Raw genomic sequence first — 15,220 nt, forward strand, 5'->3', positions numbered from 1 at the left:
CATTCTTGGTCAAAATTAGATTCGTTATTTTCCGTCGAGGCGGCCGAGCAGCAGGTACTCGATCAGCGCCTTCTGGATGTGCAGGCGGTTCTCGGCTTCGTCCCAGACCACCGATTGCGGGCCGTCGATCACGTCGGCCGACACTTCCTCGCCGCGGTGCGCGGGCAGGCAGTGCATGAACAGCGCGTCCGGCTTGGCGCGCGCCATCTTGGCCGAGTCGACGATCCAGCCGTCGAAGGCTTTCAGGCGGGCCGCGTTCTCGTCCTCGTAGCCCATGCTGGTCCACACGTCGGTGTTGACGAGGTCCGCGCCTTCGCAGGCGTCGGACGGGTTGGCGAAGAAGGTGTAGCGGTCGGTGGAGACCAGCGACATGTCCATGTCGTAGCCCTTGGGCGTGGACACGTTGACGTGGAAGCCGAACACTTCGGCCGCCTGCAGCCAGGAATACAGCATGTTGTTGGCGTCGCCCACCCAGGCCACGGTCTTGCCGGCGATGGAGCCGCGGTGCTCGTAGTAGGTGAAGATGTCGGCGAACACCTGGCAGGGGTGGTGCTCGTTGGTCAGGCCGTTAATCACCGGCACGCGCGAGAAGGCGGCGAAACGCTCGATGATGTCCTGGCCGAAGGTGCGCACCATGATCACGTCGCACATGCGCGACATGACCTGGCCGGCGTCTTCCACCGGCTCGCCGCGGCCCAGCTGGGAGTCGCGCGTGTTCAGGTAGATGGCGGCGCCGCCCAGCTGGTGCATGCCGGCCTCGAAGGACAGGCGGGTGCGGGTGGAGTTCTTGTCGAACACCATCACCAGCGTACGGTCGACCAGCGGGTGGTAGATCTCGTAGTTCTTGAATTTGCGCTTGATGACGTGGGCGCGTTCGATCACGTATTCGTATTCATCCAACGACAAGTCGGAAAACTGCAGGTAGTGCCGAATCGGTTTTTGGGTAGACATAGTGACAACGATTTGTTGGGCTGGCAGGGGCGGGGGTGCCGGAAGCGCCAGCTTAGCAAAACATTATACGGCTAAATTCAGGCTATAGCGATGTGGCTGCCTGCATGCCACAGGCATGTGCCTGAGGGAAACACCGCGCGCAGCCGGCAGGCCTGCGCGCGGTGAGGGGATCAGCCCCGCTTGCGGCGGCGCAGCGCGCCGGCGGCGGCCAGGCCCAGGCTCAGCAACGCCATGCTGCCCGGCTCGGGCACGCTGGCCGCCGGTGCCGCCGCGCTGGCGTCCACGCGCAGGCCCAGGCCGAGGGCGAGGTCGGCGGCGTCGTACCACTGGCCGCCTTGCTGCAGCGCGTAGCCGCCCAGCGGCTGCGGCGCCCGGCCGGGCATGCTGGCCTGGCTGGCGGCGCCGTAGCTGGACGTAAACACCACCCAGTAAGCGCCGGGGCCGACGGCCCAGTCCAGCGCCGAGGCGCCGCTCCAGGCCAGCGCGCCGGCCGCCGTGGCGATGCTGGCCGTGCGCAGCGCTGCGCCGGGGATGAAGCCGCCGTCGCCGTCGGCCACGCTGCTGAACAGGCTGATGCCCACCGTGCCGGCATCGGTGCTGAAGTAGCCCTGGATGCTGTCGATGGTCATCGCGTCCTGCAGCGAGAACTGGCCGGCGTAGGCGTGGCCGCTGTTGAAGGCCCAGCCGGCGCCGACCGCGTTGGATGGCGTGCCGGTGTTGGCCACCAGCGTCGCGTGCGCCGCGCCGGGGGCCAAACTCAGCAGCAACGCCAGGGCCAGGGCCAGCCCCGGCGCCCGCGCCCGCGTTCCCGCCGCGGGCGGCACCGGGGGCGCGGTATCCGCGTATGCGTATGGTCTCAGCATGGACGTCTCCTTACGGCAGCTTGCCGGCGCCGGCGGCGGCCGGTACGGCGGTCAGCGTCGAAGTGGCTGTCTGCAGCGCGTACAGGTAGGGCGGCGTCCACGTGTTGGCCGCGCTGGGCAGCGCATAGCCGCACTGGCCGTCCACCGCATTGGTGCCGGCCTTGTCGCTGGTGAAGATGTGGCCGGACGAGCGGAAGCCGATGAAGTCCTTGCCCTTGATGGCCTTGCCGCAGAACTCGGCGAGCTTGAGGCCGGTGATGTTGTAGTAGTTATTCTCCAGCAGCATGTTGGAGCGGTAGCGCGCGTCGGTGCCGCTGGCGAACTTGATGTCGGCGTTGGTGGTGGACACGCTGCCGCTGACCAGGTTGTTAAACAGGTGCACCTGGCCGTAGCGGTTCAGCGGCAGGCGCGTGGTGGCGCCATCCCACCAGTTGCCGGAGAAGGTCACGTGCAGGCGGCCTTCGTCGCTCCAGGCGCGGCCGGAGTCGCCATTGCCCACCAGCGTGGTCTTGTGGTGCTTGTTGAACACGCTGTTGGATATGGTGACGTAGTCGCTGCCGCGCACCACGTCGAGCGCGCCGTCGTGGCGCGTCGTGTAGGTGCCGGTGGCCAGCGACTCGGGCGTGTCGCCGTCGCTCATGGTGAGGTGGTCGAGGTAGATGTTCTGCGCGCGCGAGACGGTCAGGCCGTCGGCGTAGGCGTTGGCCGAGTCCTCGGGGTTCACGTCCCACGGCGTGTCGATGGCCAGGTTGCGCACGATGACGTTGCGGGTCCAGGTTGGATAGTCGTCGCCATCCTTGCCGTCGGCGATCCATTTCTTGAAGTCCGTTTCCTCGCTACCGCCCGGGGTGAGCGCCAGTTCGCCGCCGATCAGCAGCGCGGTGCCGGTGATGCGCGCCGGCCGGCCCTGGGCGTCGTTGATGCCCACCAGCGTGGTGTTGGAAGGAATGCTGATCGAGCCGCCGTACTTCTGGTCCGAGTAGCTGGTGTACTCGCGGAACACGGTGTTGTTCTGGCTCCAGCGCAGGTCGATGTGGCCGATCACGCGGATGATCTTGGGCTCGTTGCCCGCTTCGTTGATGGCGGCCACCAGCTGCTGGCCGTTGTAGACGGTGTAGACGCGGTTGGCGGTGGCGGCGCTGCCGCCGGTCACCAGTACTTTGCCCTTGCGCGACCAGGTATGCCAGCCGGTGGCGGGCGCGGTCTGGCGCTCGAAGGTAAGCACGCCGCCGGTCGGGTCGCCGCTGGCGAACTGCCATACCGGCAGCCGGGGCGCCGCCATGTAGCTGGCCGGGTCGTGCAAGCCGCCCACCAGCACCGGCGCCGAGTAGTTGCGAATGCCGTATTGCGCGGTTTGCAGGGGCGTGCTGGCACCGGTCAGGGTGGCGGCGTCGATGGTGGCAGCCTGGGCTGCCGAGGCCAGCAGGATGCTGGCCGCAATCAAGGTGTTTTTCAAGCTTGGTCTCCGTTATTTTTAAAAGTGACGAGCCCATACCCGCGCGACGGCGCCTTGCCCTGGAAAACAGCAAACATCGGTAAAGCGCGTGGGGGTAAGGAAAAACTTTCAGCGCCTGGCTACGGCGCTGCTACAGGCACCTTGCGTACCTGTCGCCTTTGCGAAGAGGGCGGGGAGCCGAGTTCGCTCAGGTGGTGTACCGCTGCCGCTGGCGCCGGAAGGCGCAGCACGGCACCGATCGATTCATGCTACGCCCGTGTGCAAGATTATGCAACAGGCAAGCTGCGCACCGTGGCGCCGCTGTGGTTTGTTTGCCCGGCTCAGCGGTTGGTGGCGGCCGACGGCGCCACCGGCACGAACTGGAGCTGGCGCTGGGCGTCTTCGGCGGACATCGATTGCATGCGGTCCGCGCTGTCCTTGTATTTGCGCTTCAGGTTGGTGCCGGTGGGGATGTAGGCGTCGGTGTCGTAGTTGGAGACGATGGGCGTGCGTGGTTCGCCGGTGCTGGCGCAGCCGGAAAGCAGCGGGATTGCCGCTGCGGCCAGCATGGCCAGTGTGCCGAAAGGGGGAAGTTTCATGGGCGTCCTCGGTAACGGGCCGGCACCGGATGAGCGCGGCTTCATGCCGGCCTGTTTAATGGCAAATTGTTATGTGGACAAATTTTTAATGGTAAATCGCCACCGGGCCGGTATCGTCCTGCATGGGCGCAGTGAGGGGCAGGTCGAGCGTGAAGACGGTGCCGCCCGGGCCGCTGGCCACGCTGATCTGGCCGCCCAGCAGCGAGGTGACGATGTTGTAGCTGATCGACAGCCCCAGCCCGCTGCCGCCCTGGCCCAGCTTGGTGGTGAAGAAGGGGTCGAAGATGCGCGACTGGTGTTCGGCCGGGATGCCGCCGCCGTCGTCGCTGAACACCACCAGCGCGCGGCCCTCGGCCGTCATGCTGGCGCTGAGTCGCATGCAGCCATGCGTGCGGCCTTCGAACGCGTGCAGCAGCGCGTTGTTGATGAAGTTGGCCAGCACCTGGCCGAAGGGGCCGGGATAGCTGTCCATGGCCAGCGCGTCGGGCACCTCGTATTCGATGCTGTGGTTGGCGTTGCGGATGCGGTTCATCATGGTGGCCACCACTTCGTGCACCACCTGCTGCAGGTTGAACACGCGGCGCTGCTCGGTGGTGCGGTCCACCGCCACCTGCTTGAAGCTGTTCACCAGGTCGGCTGCGCTGGTCAGGCCGCGCATCACCAGTTCGGACGCCTTCTGCGCGTCGGCCACGTAGGCGGCCAGCTCGGAGCGGCGAAGGCCGGCGCCGTTCATCTGCTGCTCGATTTCGGCGGTCTTCTGCTGCAAGGTGCTGGCAATCAGCAGGCTGTTGCCGATCGGCGTGTTCAGCTCGTGCGCCACGCCCGCCATCAGCGATCCCAGCGCAGCCAGCTTTTCCTGCGACACCAACTGCGTCTGCGCGTCCTGCAGCTGGCGGTAGGCTTCGGCGTTGTCGAGCGCGATGGCGCCGTAGGCGCACAGGGTGCGGAAGATCAGGCGCTCGCGCTCGCCGTAGGCGTTCACTTCCAGCGACTGCGCCGTCATCACGCCCAGCACGCGCTCGCCCACCAGCAGCGGCACGTACAGCGCGCTGCGGTTGAGGCAGGTGCCGGGGATGACGTAAGTGTGGTCGGTGCTGTTCAGGTCCGCGACGTACACTTCGCGCCGCTCGTTCAGGCAGCGCACCGAGTAGGAGTGCGGATGCGACAGCGGAATCACATTGGTGGGCAGCGCGTGGCCGCCTTCCACGCCGAAGGCGCGCGTGAGCGACCGGGCGCCGTGGTCGTACAGGTAGATGGCGAAGGTGTGCGCGTGCAGCAGCGCTTCCACGTGGCGGTCCAGTGCCTGGAACACGGCCCCCGCGTCCAGGTGGGTGGTGATTTCCTGGCCGATGGCGGACAGGCGCTCCAGCATGGCGCTGGTCTGCTGCAGCACGGCGGCGCGGCGCGCTTCGGATTCGGCCAGCTGGCGGTGGTGCAGGCCCTCGGCGCGCGCGTGTTCGGTCTGGTGGTGCACCTGCATGGCGACGGCGCGGTTGGTGGCTTCCTGGCTGTGCGTCTTCTCGCGCGCGGCGCTGGCCGACACCGCCATCTGGTAGGCCTGCTGGTAGCTGCCGGCACGGGCGTATTCGCGCGCCAGCGCGTCCAGCAGCTCGCCCGGCACGGTGTAGCCCTCGATGGTGGAGGCCACCGCCAGCGCGCGGTGCAGATAGTGCAGCGTGGCGTTCAGTTCCGTCATGCCGTTCGGGCTGGGCAGCGCGTGGCGGCTGTAGATCAGCGACAGCACGCGCAGCGCGGTCACCTGGTGGTGCGTGTTGCGCTGCTCGCCGGCCAGCCGCACCGCCTCGTGCGCGGCCTGCAGCGCTTCCTGCGGCCGGTTCAGGCCGGACAGCGCGTGGGCCTGGCCGCGCCGCGCCACGGTCTGGACGTCGGCCTGCTGCAGGGCGTCGGCGCGCGCTTCCAGGCGCTGGAAGGCGTCCAGCGCGGCGGCGTAGTCGCCCCGGTCCAGCGACAGGTCGCCCAGATACTGCAGCGCGATGGCGTAGCTGCGCGCACCGGACAGCGGCGCCAGCATGTCCAGCGCTTCGTGCAGCAGTTCCTCGGCCGCGTCCAGCCGGCCCAGGCGGCGCATGGTGTCGGCCGTGTGCATCAGGCTGGCGCCCACGCTGCGCGGCCAGCCGGTGGGGCGCGCCAGGTCCAGCGCGCACTGCATCCATTCCAGCGCGGCGTGGTGGTCGTTCAGGTTGGTGAAGTCTTCGCCGATATTGGTGGCGGCGGTGATGGCGGCGCGCAGCTGGCCGCTGGCCAGCGCGTTTTCGTAGCAGCGGATGTAGTGGCCGGCGGCGGTGCCGAAGTCGCTCGACAGGCTGGCCGCCACGCCCAGGTAGTCGTGCCGCCAGGCGGCGCAGCCCGCTACCGCCAGCGCCGCCGGCGGCTCCGGCGCGAAGCGCGGCGTCCAGCCGGCGGCGCTGTTCGGGTCGCGCAGGATGGCCCAGCGCGCGCTGCCCGCTTCAATGATGTGCTGGCGCTGCGCGTCCCCGGCCAGGCGCGCGGCCGCCAGGGCCAGCGCCAGTTCGCTGTCGCGCTGCGCATGGTCGCCGCGGTCCACGTCGATCCAGGCTTGCAGCCAGTGCGCGTCGGCGCAGCCGGCGTGGTCGCCCAGCGCGCACAGCTGGGCGAACGCTTCCTTGGCGCGCGCCTCGGCCGCGTCCAGCGCGCCGCGCAGCCACAGCACTTCGGCCTGCACCAGCTGCATGCGGCCGGCAACGGTGGCCTGGGCGAGGGTGTCGAGATTGGTCTGGGGCAGCAGGGCCAGGGCTTCGGCGGCCAGGGCGTCGGCCCGTTCGCTGTCGCGCTGGCGCACATGCCAGGCCAGCGGGACCAGCACCGGCAGGCGCGCAACGCCGCGCAGGGGAAGCAGGGAAACCTCCCATTGCGCAACGTCTTCGTCGAGCGCGAACATGTCCATGGCCTGGCCCTTGTTTGTCACCACCTTGTCAATAATGCTCCAGGGCATTGAAAGGTGCAATCGACTTTTTGAATAGATGCCAAGTCAATTGTTTTTTTAATACAAAGTTTGCGCCGACTCGTGCAGCAGCTGGCCGTACAGCTCGTGGCGCAGCCTGGCGATCTCGCCGGACCTGACCGCGTCCAGCACCGGGCACTGCGGCTCGTTCAGGTGGCGGCAGTTGTAGAATTTGCAACCGCCGAGGTAGGGCTTGAAGTCGCGGAAGGCGCGCTCCAGCATGCCTTCGCTCAGGTGGTACAGGCCGAATTCCTGGAAGCCGGGCGAGTCGATGATGGACGTGTCCGGACCCAGGTCGGGCATGCTGTACAGCCGGGTGAAGGTGGTGGTGTGCTTGCCGGTATCGAGCGCGGCCGAGATTTCGCGCACGGCGATGTCGGCGCCCGGCACCAGCAGGTTGATCAGCGACGACTTGCCCATGCCGGACTGGCCGATCAGGATGGACGACTGGCCTTTGAGCAGCGGCTGCAGCGTGGCCACGGCGTGCCCGGGATTGCCTTTCGCCGATACCTCGTGCACCGGGTAGCCCAGCCTGGAATACATGGTCAGGCGCTCGCGGGTGCGCTCCAGCGATTCGGTCACGTCCACCTTGTTCAGGATCAGGTGCACGTCGATGCCGGCCGCTTCGGCCGCCACGGTGGCGCGCGAGACCAGGTCGTCCGTGTAGCCGGGCTCGGTGGCCACGACGATGAACAGCTGGCTCACGTTGGCCGCCAGCAGCTTGGATTTGTACTGGTCGGAGCGGTACAGCAGCGTCTTGCGCTCGGTGATCTCGTCGATGACGGCCTGGTCGGCCGAGGTGGCGGTCAGCTTGACGATGTCGCCCACGGCCACATTGGTCTTCTTGCCGCGCGTCACGCACTGCACGCGTTCGCCGTTCACGTCCGCCAGGTAGTGGCGGCCGTGGGCGGCAATGATGGTGCCGGTCAGCTGTGCAGGCTTGCTCATGCGCGCTCCGCCAGTGCGTCGGCCTTGGCGGCGCAGATGAAGTCGTTCAGCGACAGGCCGCCCTGGCCCTGGTTCACGGAGTGGGTGTCGTAGCGGGCGGTGCAGCGGTTATAGGTCACAGTCAGTTCCGGGTGGTGGTCTTCGGCGTGGGTGATATAGGCCAGCGCGTTGACGAACGCCAGGGTTTGATAATAGTCGGCGAAGCGGAACTCGCGCACCAGCTTGCCCTTTTCCAGGCGCCATAGCGGCAGCAGGGCGGCCAGGCGGCGCGCCTCCTCGCCGTCCAGTGCGTCCTTGGCGGGCGCGCAATGCAGCGCCAGCAGGTGTTGTGCGTCCAGGATGGTCATGGTCGGCTCCTCAGTGAACTGCCAGGTTCAGCTGGCGGATGCGCACGCTGGCTGGCGGGTGGGAATCGTAGAACGCCGAATGCAGCGGGTCCGGCGTCAGGGTGGAGGCATTGTCCTCGTACATCTTCACCAGCGCCGACACCAGGTCGCGCGCGTCGGTATGCCTGGCGGCGAAGGCGTCGGCCTCGAACTCGTGCTTGCGCGAGCTGAGCGAGGTGAGCGGGCCGAGCAGGAAGGTGAACACCGGCAGCGCCAGCGCGAACAGCAGCAGCGCCATGGCGTTGTTGCTGGCACCCGGCAGCAGCAGCGGGTCCACGCCCAGGCCGGTGTAGAACCACAGCTGGTTCTTCAGCCAGCCCAGCAGCGCCAAAAAGGCCAGCGACACGGCGAACATCATGCCGATGCGTTTGACGATGTGCTTGAGCTTGAAATGGCCCAGCTCGTGCGCCAGCACCGCTTCGATCTCCTGCGGCGCCAGGCGCGACAGCAGGGTGTCGAAGAATACGATGCGCTTGTTGGCGCCGAAGCCGGAGAAGTAGGCATTGCCGTGCGCACTGCGCTTGGAGCCATCCATCACGAACAGGCCCTTGGAGGCGAAGCCGACGCGCTGCATCAAGCCTTCGATGCGCGACTTCAGCGATTCGTCCGCCAGCGGCGTGAACTTGTTGAACAGCGGCGCAATCACGGTCGGGAACAGCACCATCATCAGCAGCTGGAAGCCGCTCCACACGAACCAGGCGTACAGCCACCACAGGCCGCCGCTCTTGTCCATCAGCGTCAGCACCACCCACACCAGCGGCAGGCCGATCACGGCGGCCAGCGCCACGCCCTTGGCCAGGTCGGCGAAGAACAGGCCACGGCTCATCTTGTTGAAGCCGAAGCGCTGTTCCAGGCCGAACTGCTTGTAGTAGTCGAAGGGCAGGTCGACCAGGCCGGAAATGGCGGCATAGGCCACCAGCAGGCCGATCTGGTAGCCCATGCCGGGGCCGGCCAGCTTGTACACCTCCACCGACAGCCACTGCAGCCCGCCCAGCAAGGTGAAGGCCACCAGCACGGCAGCGTTGACCACCATGCCCAGCATGCCGAACTTGGTGCGCGCGATGGTGTAGTCGGCGGCCTTCTGGTGCGCCGCCAGCGGGATTTTTTCGGCGAACTCGGCCGGCACGGCGTTGCGGTGCGCAAGCACGTGGCGGATATGGCGCGAGGCCAGCCAGAAGCGGACGGCCAGGGTCAGCACGAGGAAAGTGACGAACAAAATCGAAAACGCGTGTGAATACATTCTATGCCTGTGAGAAAATGGCGGATTGTTTAGGCCAAGAGAGAATTATGTCACAAGCGACCGAAATCCCAACGACTACCCCGCAAGAGCGTCCCAACGAGACCAACCTGGTGTGGGTGGACATGGAAATGACGGGTCTGGAACCCGAGACTGACCGCATCATCGAAGTGGCCATCATCGTCACCGACATGCACCTGAACTTCCTGGCGGAAGGCCCGGTGTTTGCCATTCATCAATCCGATGAAACGCTGGACAAGATGGACAACTGGAACAAGGGCACCCACGGCCGTTCCGGCCTGACCGAGCGCGTGAAAGCGTCCACCATTACGGAAGAGTTCGCCGAAGCCGAGCTGATCGCCTTCCTGAAAAAGTGGGTCCCCGCCGGCAAGGCGCCGATGTGCGGCAACACCATCGGCCAGGACCGCCGCTTCATGGTGAAGTACATGCCCAAGCTGGAAGCGTTCTTCCACTACCGGAATATCGACGTGTCCACGCTGAAGGAACTGTGCAAGCGCTGGAAGCCGGAAATCGTCGGCGGCTTCAAGAAGCACCAGAAGCACACCGCGCTGGCCGACATCGTCGAGTCCATCGAGGAGCTGAAGTATTACCGCGAGCATTTCATCAAGTTGTAAGCTGGATTAGTCGCTGGACACTTCCAGCAGCGCTTCGAGGAAGTTGTTTTCGTTGAAGTCTTCAAAGGCTGGATATTCGCCCTCCTTGGTGGCGATCTTCCAGCCGGCGGCAAGGTCGGGCAGCACAAACCGCACCTTGCCGCGATGTCCCTCCAGGTCCACGCGACCGCCCGCCGTGTCGAGCATCACGCCGACCGGGCGCAGCAGCACGTGCTGGCGCCCCAGGCTGATGCCCAGCGAGCGCGTGCTGTAAGTGCCCAGCAGTTCCTCGGTCAGCACCAGCGCATGGAAATCATATTTCACCAGCCCCCTGGCCGCGTAACGCGCCAGCCACAGTTGCACCTGGCTGTAAAAGCCATCGATGCGCGCCAGCCATTGCTGCCTGCGCTGCTCATACGCGTCATGCCCCATTGCTAGCCCGGTGAAAGTCAGCCTCGATTCATTGTAGCGGGTTGCTGAAAAAATGGGCGGGCACGACGTGCGCAGGGCCGTCAGACGATGGTCTTGGCTTTCAGGTCGACCGTGGCGCGGCTGCCGTCGTACCAGGTCAGCACGTAGTCCGTGTTGGTGACGCCGTGCGAACCGACGCCGAACACTTCCATGCTGCTGCCGGTCCACTTGTAAAAGACGGCGTCGTTGGCGCGCGGCTTGGTGTTGTGCAGCAGCGAATGCGGCCCCTTGGTCCCTTTGCCTTTAAACGGCATGCCGCCGGACTGGATGCCGTTCTGGCAGGTGTTTTCAATGTGGTCGGCCATGCCGTCGCACGCTGCCTGGAACGTGGCGTTGACGGCGGTGCCGGCTTCCGGCTTGGGAAACCAGGTCAGCGTCACCGGAGTGACGGCAACGATGACCGGCTTGGGCTGGTGCTGGTCGCAAAAGCCGCCCTTGCTTTCCGGGTTCTTACATTTGATTTCTTTGGCGTGGCCTTTCGCAGGCGTGACGTGGGCGCAGGGCATATTGATCCTTTTTTGATAGTCGCTCCGATAAGATTGCTGCAATTACAGCTGAAAGTTTAGCAAGTAATTGCAGCAGCGACAGTCAAAAATTTTCAATGCAGCGTGCGCTTAGCCCATGAAGCCCAGGTCCCTGACCGCGAAGTTGGCCAGTTCGTTCTTGAAGACGTGGGTCTCCAGCATGGCGTCGTCGGCGCCGAACCAGCGGCCCAGGGTGGCGCCGTATTGCTGGTTGGAGATTTGCGGTATCCACACGCCGCGCCCGGTGGCGTCGTCCCTGCCGCCCAGCGTGAAATCGGGGAACTGGCCGTACAGGCCGCCCTTCACGGCGCCGCCGACGATCAGGTGGTGGTTGCCCCAGCCGTGGTCGGTGCCGCCGCTGTTGGGCTGCAGGCTGCGGCCGAAGTCGGACAGCGTGAAGGTGGTCACCTGCTGCTGCGCGCCGATTTCGGCCAGCGCCAGCTGGAAAGCGGCCAGCGACTGCGACACCTGGCGCAGCATGTCGAACTGCTGGTAGGCCTGGCCGCCATGCGTGTCGAAGCCGCCCTGCGACACGAAGTACACCTGCCGCCCGGGACCCTGGGTGGAACGCAGGCGTATCAGTTGCGCCACGGTCTTGAGCTGCTGCGCCAGGCTGTAGCCGGGGAAGGTGGTGGCCAGCGCGCCGCCGCCGGTGGCCGCCTTCAGGTCGGACACCAATTCCATGCCGTTCAGCAGCGTGCGGTTGGCCGTGCCGGCCATCAGGTTGGCGTGGTTGGCCGACAGCAGCTGAAGCAGCGCCGCGCGGCGCTTGTCGGCTTCCGCTTGCGGCCAGAAGTTCATGCCGGCCAGGTTGAGCTGGCCGTTGGCCGGGATCAGGTTGCCATGCGTCTTGGCGCCTTCGATGAACAGGCCGCCGCCGCCCAGCGCCACCGCGTCCAGGTCGCCGCCGGTGCCCAGCAGGTCCACCAGGCGGCCGCCCCAGCCGGTGCCGGCCAGCGACGGCGTGCCGGCCTGGTTTTGCAGCTGCTGGTCCGGATGCGAGAACAGCTGGGGCGGCACGCCCAGCCCGGACTGGTACTGCGCCTTGCTGAGCGGCTGGCGCAGGCTGCCCACGTTGAGCACGGCGGCCACCTGGCCCTGGCCGTATAGCGCGTCCAGCTCGGGCATGCCGTAGTGGAAGCCGAAGGGCTGGTCAACTGGATTGTCCACCGCCTGCAACCGCGCGCTGCGCTCGGCCACCAGCGTCTTGCTGGCCACCGACAGCGCCAGGCCCTGGCTGCCGCGGATGGCGGCGTACTTGCCGTAGCGGACGCTGTCCAGCGGCACGATCATATTGTTGCCGTCGTTGCCGCCGAACATATACAGGCAGACCAGTGCCTTGTAATCGCTCACGGCGGCTTGCGCGGGGCGGGCCGCCAGCAGGCCCAGCGAGGACAGTGCGCCCAGCATGCCGGCTTGCGCGCCCAGGCCGAGGAAGCCGCGGCGGGACAGGTGGTTCTTGTTCATGGAGGTCTCCGGTTTCATTGCTGCACCGCGAATTCGGCGCTGATGGCGGTCAGGTAGAGCGCGGTCAGGGCGCGCTGCGTCTTGTCGGTGGTGGCGCTGACGGGGCCGGCGATGGCGCTGCGCGCGGCTGGCGACATGCGGCCCTGCAGCAGCCTGGCGTCCACCAGGTTCATCAGTGCGGTGACGTCACCCGCCACGTTGACGTAGGGCGCGATATTGACGGCCACCATGCCCTTGTACTCGCCGGACAGGAAGCGGTACAGGAAGTTGGCGCGCGCCACGGCCAGCGCCGGGGCGTAGACCTGGAACTCGGGGCCGAATTTGCCGGGCGAGCCGGGCAGGCCGGTCATGGGCGAATAGAAATTGAACACGCTGGGCGCGTTGAGCAGCTTCTGGCCCAGCTGCAAGTATTCCCAGAAGGCGTTGGTGGGATTGACGACGGTGGCGTCCAGCGCACGGAACAGGCTTAGCGAGTGCAGCATCGGATCCTTCAGCTTGCCCTGGGTGGCGCCGGGAATGTCCTGGCGCGCTTCGGCGTCGGTCAGCACGGCCGTCAGCGTGGCTTTCAGGTCGCCGCGCCCGGCCGGGCCGCTGGCAAACACGTCGGCCACGCGCTCGATGTAGGCGGGGCTGGGATTGCTGGTGGTGAAGGCGCGGATCAAGCGGGTGGCGATGAAGGGCGGCAGGTTGGGGTGGTCGAACAGGTTCTCCATTACGGCGTCGAAGTCCTGCACCGTGGTCTGGCCTGCAGGCAGCACCGTGCCTTGCAGCAGCGTCTTGCTGCCCTTGTCGTGCAGGCGGTCGCGCGGCTGCAGCGGGCCGGTGAACTTTTCCCAGTTGGCGCCGGTGGTGCTGGTGCCCTGGTAGGTCCAGCCGCTCAGGGCGCGCGAGATGTCGGCGATGCGGGCCTGGTCGTAGCTGGGAATGGGGGCGCCGTTGCGGTCGGTCTGCACGCTGCCGTCCTGGTTCAGCATGACCGGGCCGATGGTGAACAGCTGCATCACTTCGCGGGCGTAGTTTTCATTCGGCGCGGGCGCCTTGCTGTTGGCCAGGTCCAGGTATTTGCCCATGGACGGGTTCAGCGTCATGTCGCGCAGCAGGGTGTTGAAGTTGCCGAAGGCGTTGGCCGACAGGGTGGCCAGCCATGGCTGCATCTCGTTGGCGTAGGGGTTTTTGTCGGCGGAGACGACGAACAGCTGGGACAGCGCGAAGATCATGCGCTGGCGCAGCTGGTCCTGGCCGCCGGCCATGTTGTTGAACCAGTTGGCGCGCAGGACGTTCATGTCCTCGGTGGCGGGCAGGGCGCTGGCGGGCAGCTCGAACTGCTGCGCCAGCCAGGCGGCCTGGCCCAGGGTTTTTACTTTGGCGATGTCGGCGGCGGTGGGGCCGAAGGTGGCTTGTTCGAGCAGGCGCGCCGCCGCCACGGTGGCGGGGTCAACCGGCGGCTGGGCGCCGAGCGGCGGGGGCGCCGGTGTTGGCGTCGGCGTTGGAGCTGGCGTCGGCGTCGGCGTCGGATTCGGGGTTGGCGTGGTCGTGGACGCGAGCTTCAGCGTCAGCGTGGTGGTCGCGCTCAGCTTGGTTGCGGTGGCGGTGGTGCCGGTGATGGTGATGACGCGGTTGGCCGGCATGGCAGCAGGCGCCTTGTACTCGCCGTTCTGCGAATTCAGCGTGCCGAACACGGCATTGCCGCCGGCGACGCCGTTCACCGTGAAGTTCATATACGTGCCAACGCCGTCGACCTTACCCAGGAACCACACTTTGCTGCCCAGCGCCACTTCGCCCCGGGCCGTATGCTCCAGCGTGGCGGTGGCGGCCCAGCTGCTTGCGGCCAGGCTCATCAGACAGGCCGCTGTCCAGGCCCGGCATAGTGTTCGTTGCATGACATGCTCCTTGTTTTTGGAATCTTGTTTCCAAAGAGCAAGTCTCGTGCCAAGCAAAAAGTGACAATTCTTGTTCGCTTGCGGGCTGCAAGGCGACAAAAATTGTCACTCGGGTCATGCGGGGGCGGCGAAAAATGTCAATTCGCCGCAAAGAAGATGTTACTCGGCTGCGCCTTCCGCGCCGTGGCACTTCTTGTACTTCTTGCCGCTGCCGCAGGGGCAGTCGTCATTGCGGCCCACTTTCGGCTCTTCGCGCACCACGGTGCTGACCGGCGCTTTGCGGCGCGGCACCCAGAACTTGTGGATGGCCGGCAGGTTCGCTTCCAGCTCCTGGCCCAGCTTGTGCGCCTTGACCGGGTCTTCCACCAGCGGCAGCTCGTCTTCTTCGATCTCGTCCGCGCCCAGCAGGTAGATCGGACGCATCAGGTCGCCCACTTCCGAGTCCCAGATCGCATCCCACGAGCCCGGGCGCAGTTCCATGCCTTCCCAGAAGCCCCAGCACCACGCTTCGGCGTCGATCAGGGTCTGGCCGTTGACCTCGTGCTCCACGAACAGCGGCTCGAATTCTTTGGGCGCCACTTCGAACGTCACCAGCACTTCGTTCATGAAGCGCATGATGAGGTTGACGATGCGCTCCTCTTCCTTGGCATTCTTGAACTTGGGCGCGTCCTTGCCGTCCGGACCCCACACGCGCGACAGCCACTCGGCCGGCATGATCGGCTCCGGGCCGATGGCGATGGCGGTCAGGTAGCCGTGCAGGTGATCCATGGTCATGGAGTCCTCCGGGCTGCGCTCGGACAGCAGGAAGTTGTCCAGTTCGTCGAATTCTTTTTCGCTCAGGGGCTGATCGAGTTGCATATGC

General features: G+C 66.2%; 14 protein-coding genes. 1 reads left to right on the plus strand and 13 read right to left on the minus strand.

The features are described 5' to 3' along the window. Positions 1-24: 24 nt before the first annotated feature. The 8 genes from argF to ACFJI2_RS04450 form a co-directional block, all read right to left on the minus strand. The gene (gene argF / locus ACFJI2_RS04415) at positions 25-951 is read right to left on the minus strand and encodes an ornithine carbamoyltransferase (RefSeq protein WP_057155223.1); all 927 of its coding nucleotides are present in this window, start codon (positions 949-951) and stop codon (positions 25-27) included. Between the two features lie 170 nt (positions 952-1,121). Then, the gene (locus tag ACFJI2_RS04420) at positions 1,122-1,814 is read right to left on the minus strand and encodes a PEP-CTERM sorting domain-containing protein (protein ID WP_377703909.1); all 693 of its coding nucleotides are present in this window, start codon (positions 1,812-1,814) and stop codon (positions 1,122-1,124) included. Between the two features lie 10 nt (positions 1,815-1,824). Next, entirely contained in the window at positions 1,825-3,270 is a 1,446-nt protein-coding gene (locus ACFJI2_RS04425) for a polysaccharide lyase family 1 protein (RefSeq protein ID WP_377703910.1), read from the minus strand. 320 nt (positions 3,271-3,590) lie between these two features. Next, on the minus strand, positions 3,591-3,848 hold the full coding sequence (locus tag ACFJI2_RS04430; protein ID WP_377703911.1) for a hypothetical protein: 258 nt from the start codon (positions 3,846-3,848) through the stop codon (positions 3,591-3,593). An 85-nt stretch (positions 3,849-3,933) separates the two neighbouring features. Next, entirely contained in the window at positions 3,934-6,795 is a 2,862-nt protein-coding gene (locus ACFJI2_RS04435; RefSeq protein WP_377703912.1) for an ATP-binding protein, read from the minus strand. 75 nt (positions 6,796-6,870) lie between these two features. After that, the gene (gene rsgA / locus ACFJI2_RS04440; protein ID WP_377703913.1) at positions 6,871-7,779 is read right to left on the minus strand and encodes a ribosome small subunit-dependent GTPase A; all 909 of its coding nucleotides are present in this window, start codon (positions 7,777-7,779) and stop codon (positions 6,871-6,873) included. Beyond that, positions 7,776-8,126 carry a 4a-hydroxytetrahydrobiopterin dehydratase gene (locus tag ACFJI2_RS04445; protein ID WP_377703914.1) on the minus strand — a complete coding sequence of 117 codons (351 nt, stop codon included), beginning with the start codon at positions 8,124-8,126 and terminating at the stop codon, positions 7,776-7,778. The genes rsgA and ACFJI2_RS04445 overlap by 4 nt, the downstream gene beginning before the upstream one ends. Positions 8,127-8,136: 10 nt before the next feature. After that, the gene (locus ACFJI2_RS04450) at positions 8,137-9,405 is read right to left on the minus strand and encodes a M48 family metallopeptidase (protein WP_377703915.1); all 1,269 of its coding nucleotides are present in this window, start codon (positions 9,403-9,405) and stop codon (positions 8,137-8,139) included. 47 nt (positions 9,406-9,452) lie between these two features. Between ACFJI2_RS04450 and orn the strand changes: the two genes are divergently transcribed. Continuing rightward, positions 9,453-10,037 carry an oligoribonuclease gene (gene orn, locus ACFJI2_RS04455; protein ID WP_056397682.1) on the plus strand — a complete coding sequence of 195 codons (585 nt, stop codon included), beginning with the start codon at positions 9,453-9,455 and terminating at the stop codon, positions 10,035-10,037. A gap of 6 nt (positions 10,038-10,043) precedes the next feature. On the opposite strand, the gene ACFJI2_RS04460 is transcribed toward orn, so the two are convergent. The 5 genes from ACFJI2_RS04460 to ACFJI2_RS04480 all read right to left on the minus strand — a co-directional run bounded on the left by ACFJI2_RS04460 (position 10,044) and on the right by ACFJI2_RS04480 (position 15,216). Beyond that, positions 10,044-10,448 (minus strand): hypothetical protein, encoded by a 405-nt coding sequence (locus tag ACFJI2_RS04460; RefSeq protein WP_377703916.1) that lies wholly within the window; start codon positions 10,446-10,448, stop codon positions 10,044-10,046. 80 nt (positions 10,449-10,528) lie between these two features. Then, positions 10,529-10,993, minus strand: a complete 465-nt coding sequence (locus tag ACFJI2_RS04465; RefSeq protein ID WP_377703917.1) for a hypothetical protein — start codon at positions 10,991-10,993, stop codon at positions 10,529-10,531. A gap of 108 nt (positions 10,994-11,101) precedes the next feature. Beyond that, positions 11,102-12,478: a DUF1501 domain-containing protein gene (locus ACFJI2_RS04470; RefSeq protein WP_377703918.1), complete on the minus strand. Its 1,377-nt coding sequence runs from the start codon at positions 12,476-12,478 to the stop codon at positions 11,102-11,104. A 14-nt stretch (positions 12,479-12,492) separates the two neighbouring features. Continuing rightward, positions 12,493-14,316 (minus strand): DUF1800 family protein, encoded by a 1,824-nt coding sequence (locus tag ACFJI2_RS04475; RefSeq protein ID WP_377703920.1) that lies wholly within the window; start codon positions 14,314-14,316, stop codon positions 12,493-12,495. Positions 14,317-14,517: 201 nt separating this feature from the next. Next, the gene (locus ACFJI2_RS04480) at positions 14,518-15,216 is read right to left on the minus strand and encodes a UPF0149 family protein (protein WP_107874565.1); all 699 of its coding nucleotides are present in this window, start codon (positions 15,214-15,216) and stop codon (positions 14,518-14,520) included. Between the last annotated feature and the right edge of the window lie 4 nt (positions 15,217-15,220).

The sequence above is a fragment of the Pseudoduganella sp. UC29_71 genome (assembly GCF_042693265.1).
Lineage (GTDB): Bacteria > Pseudomonadota > Gammaproteobacteria > Burkholderiales > Burkholderiaceae_D > Rugamonas.

Excerpts from the sequence above, each read along its gene's own strand:
- argF (WP_057155223.1), bottom strand. The coding sequence starts at position 951 with ATGTCTACCCAAAAACCGATTCGGCACTACCTGCAGTTTTCCGACTTG.
- ACFJI2_RS04420 (WP_377703909.1), bottom strand. The coding sequence starts at position 1,814 with ATGCTGAGACCATACGCATACGCGGATACCGCGCCCCCGGTGCCGCCC.
- ACFJI2_RS04430 (WP_377703911.1), bottom strand. The coding sequence starts at position 3,848 with ATGAAACTTCCCCCTTTCGGCACACTGGCCATGCTGGCCGCAGCGGCA.
- rsgA (WP_377703913.1), bottom strand. The coding sequence starts at position 7,779 with ATGAGCAAGCCTGCACAGCTGACCGGCACCATCATTGCCGCCCACGGC.
- ACFJI2_RS04445 (WP_377703914.1), bottom strand. The coding sequence starts at position 8,126 with ATGACCATCCTGGACGCACAACACCTGCTGGCGCTGCATTGCGCGCCC.
- ACFJI2_RS04450 (WP_377703915.1), bottom strand. The coding sequence starts at position 9,405 with ATGTATTCACACGCGTTTTCGATTTTGTTCGTCACTTTCCTCGTGCTG.
- orn (WP_056397682.1), top strand. The coding sequence starts at position 9,453 with ATGTCACAAGCGACCGAAATCCCAACGACTACCCCGCAAGAGCGTCCC.
- ACFJI2_RS04460 (WP_377703916.1), bottom strand. The coding sequence starts at position 10,448 with ATGGGGCATGACGCGTATGAGCAGCGCAGGCAGCAATGGCTGGCGCGC.
- ACFJI2_RS04465 (WP_377703917.1), bottom strand. The coding sequence starts at position 10,993 with ATGCCCTGCGCCCACGTCACGCCTGCGAAAGGCCACGCCAAAGAAATC.
- ACFJI2_RS04470 (WP_377703918.1), bottom strand. The coding sequence starts at position 12,478 with ATGAACAAGAACCACCTGTCCCGCCGCGGCTTCCTCGGCCTGGGCGCG.
- ACFJI2_RS04475 (WP_377703920.1), bottom strand. The coding sequence starts at position 14,316 with ATGAGCCTGGCCGCAAGCAGCTGGGCCGCCACCGCCACGCTGGAGCAT.
- ACFJI2_RS04480 (WP_107874565.1), bottom strand. The coding sequence starts at position 15,216 with ATGCAACTCGATCAGCCCCTGAGCGAAAAAGAATTCGACGAACTGGAC.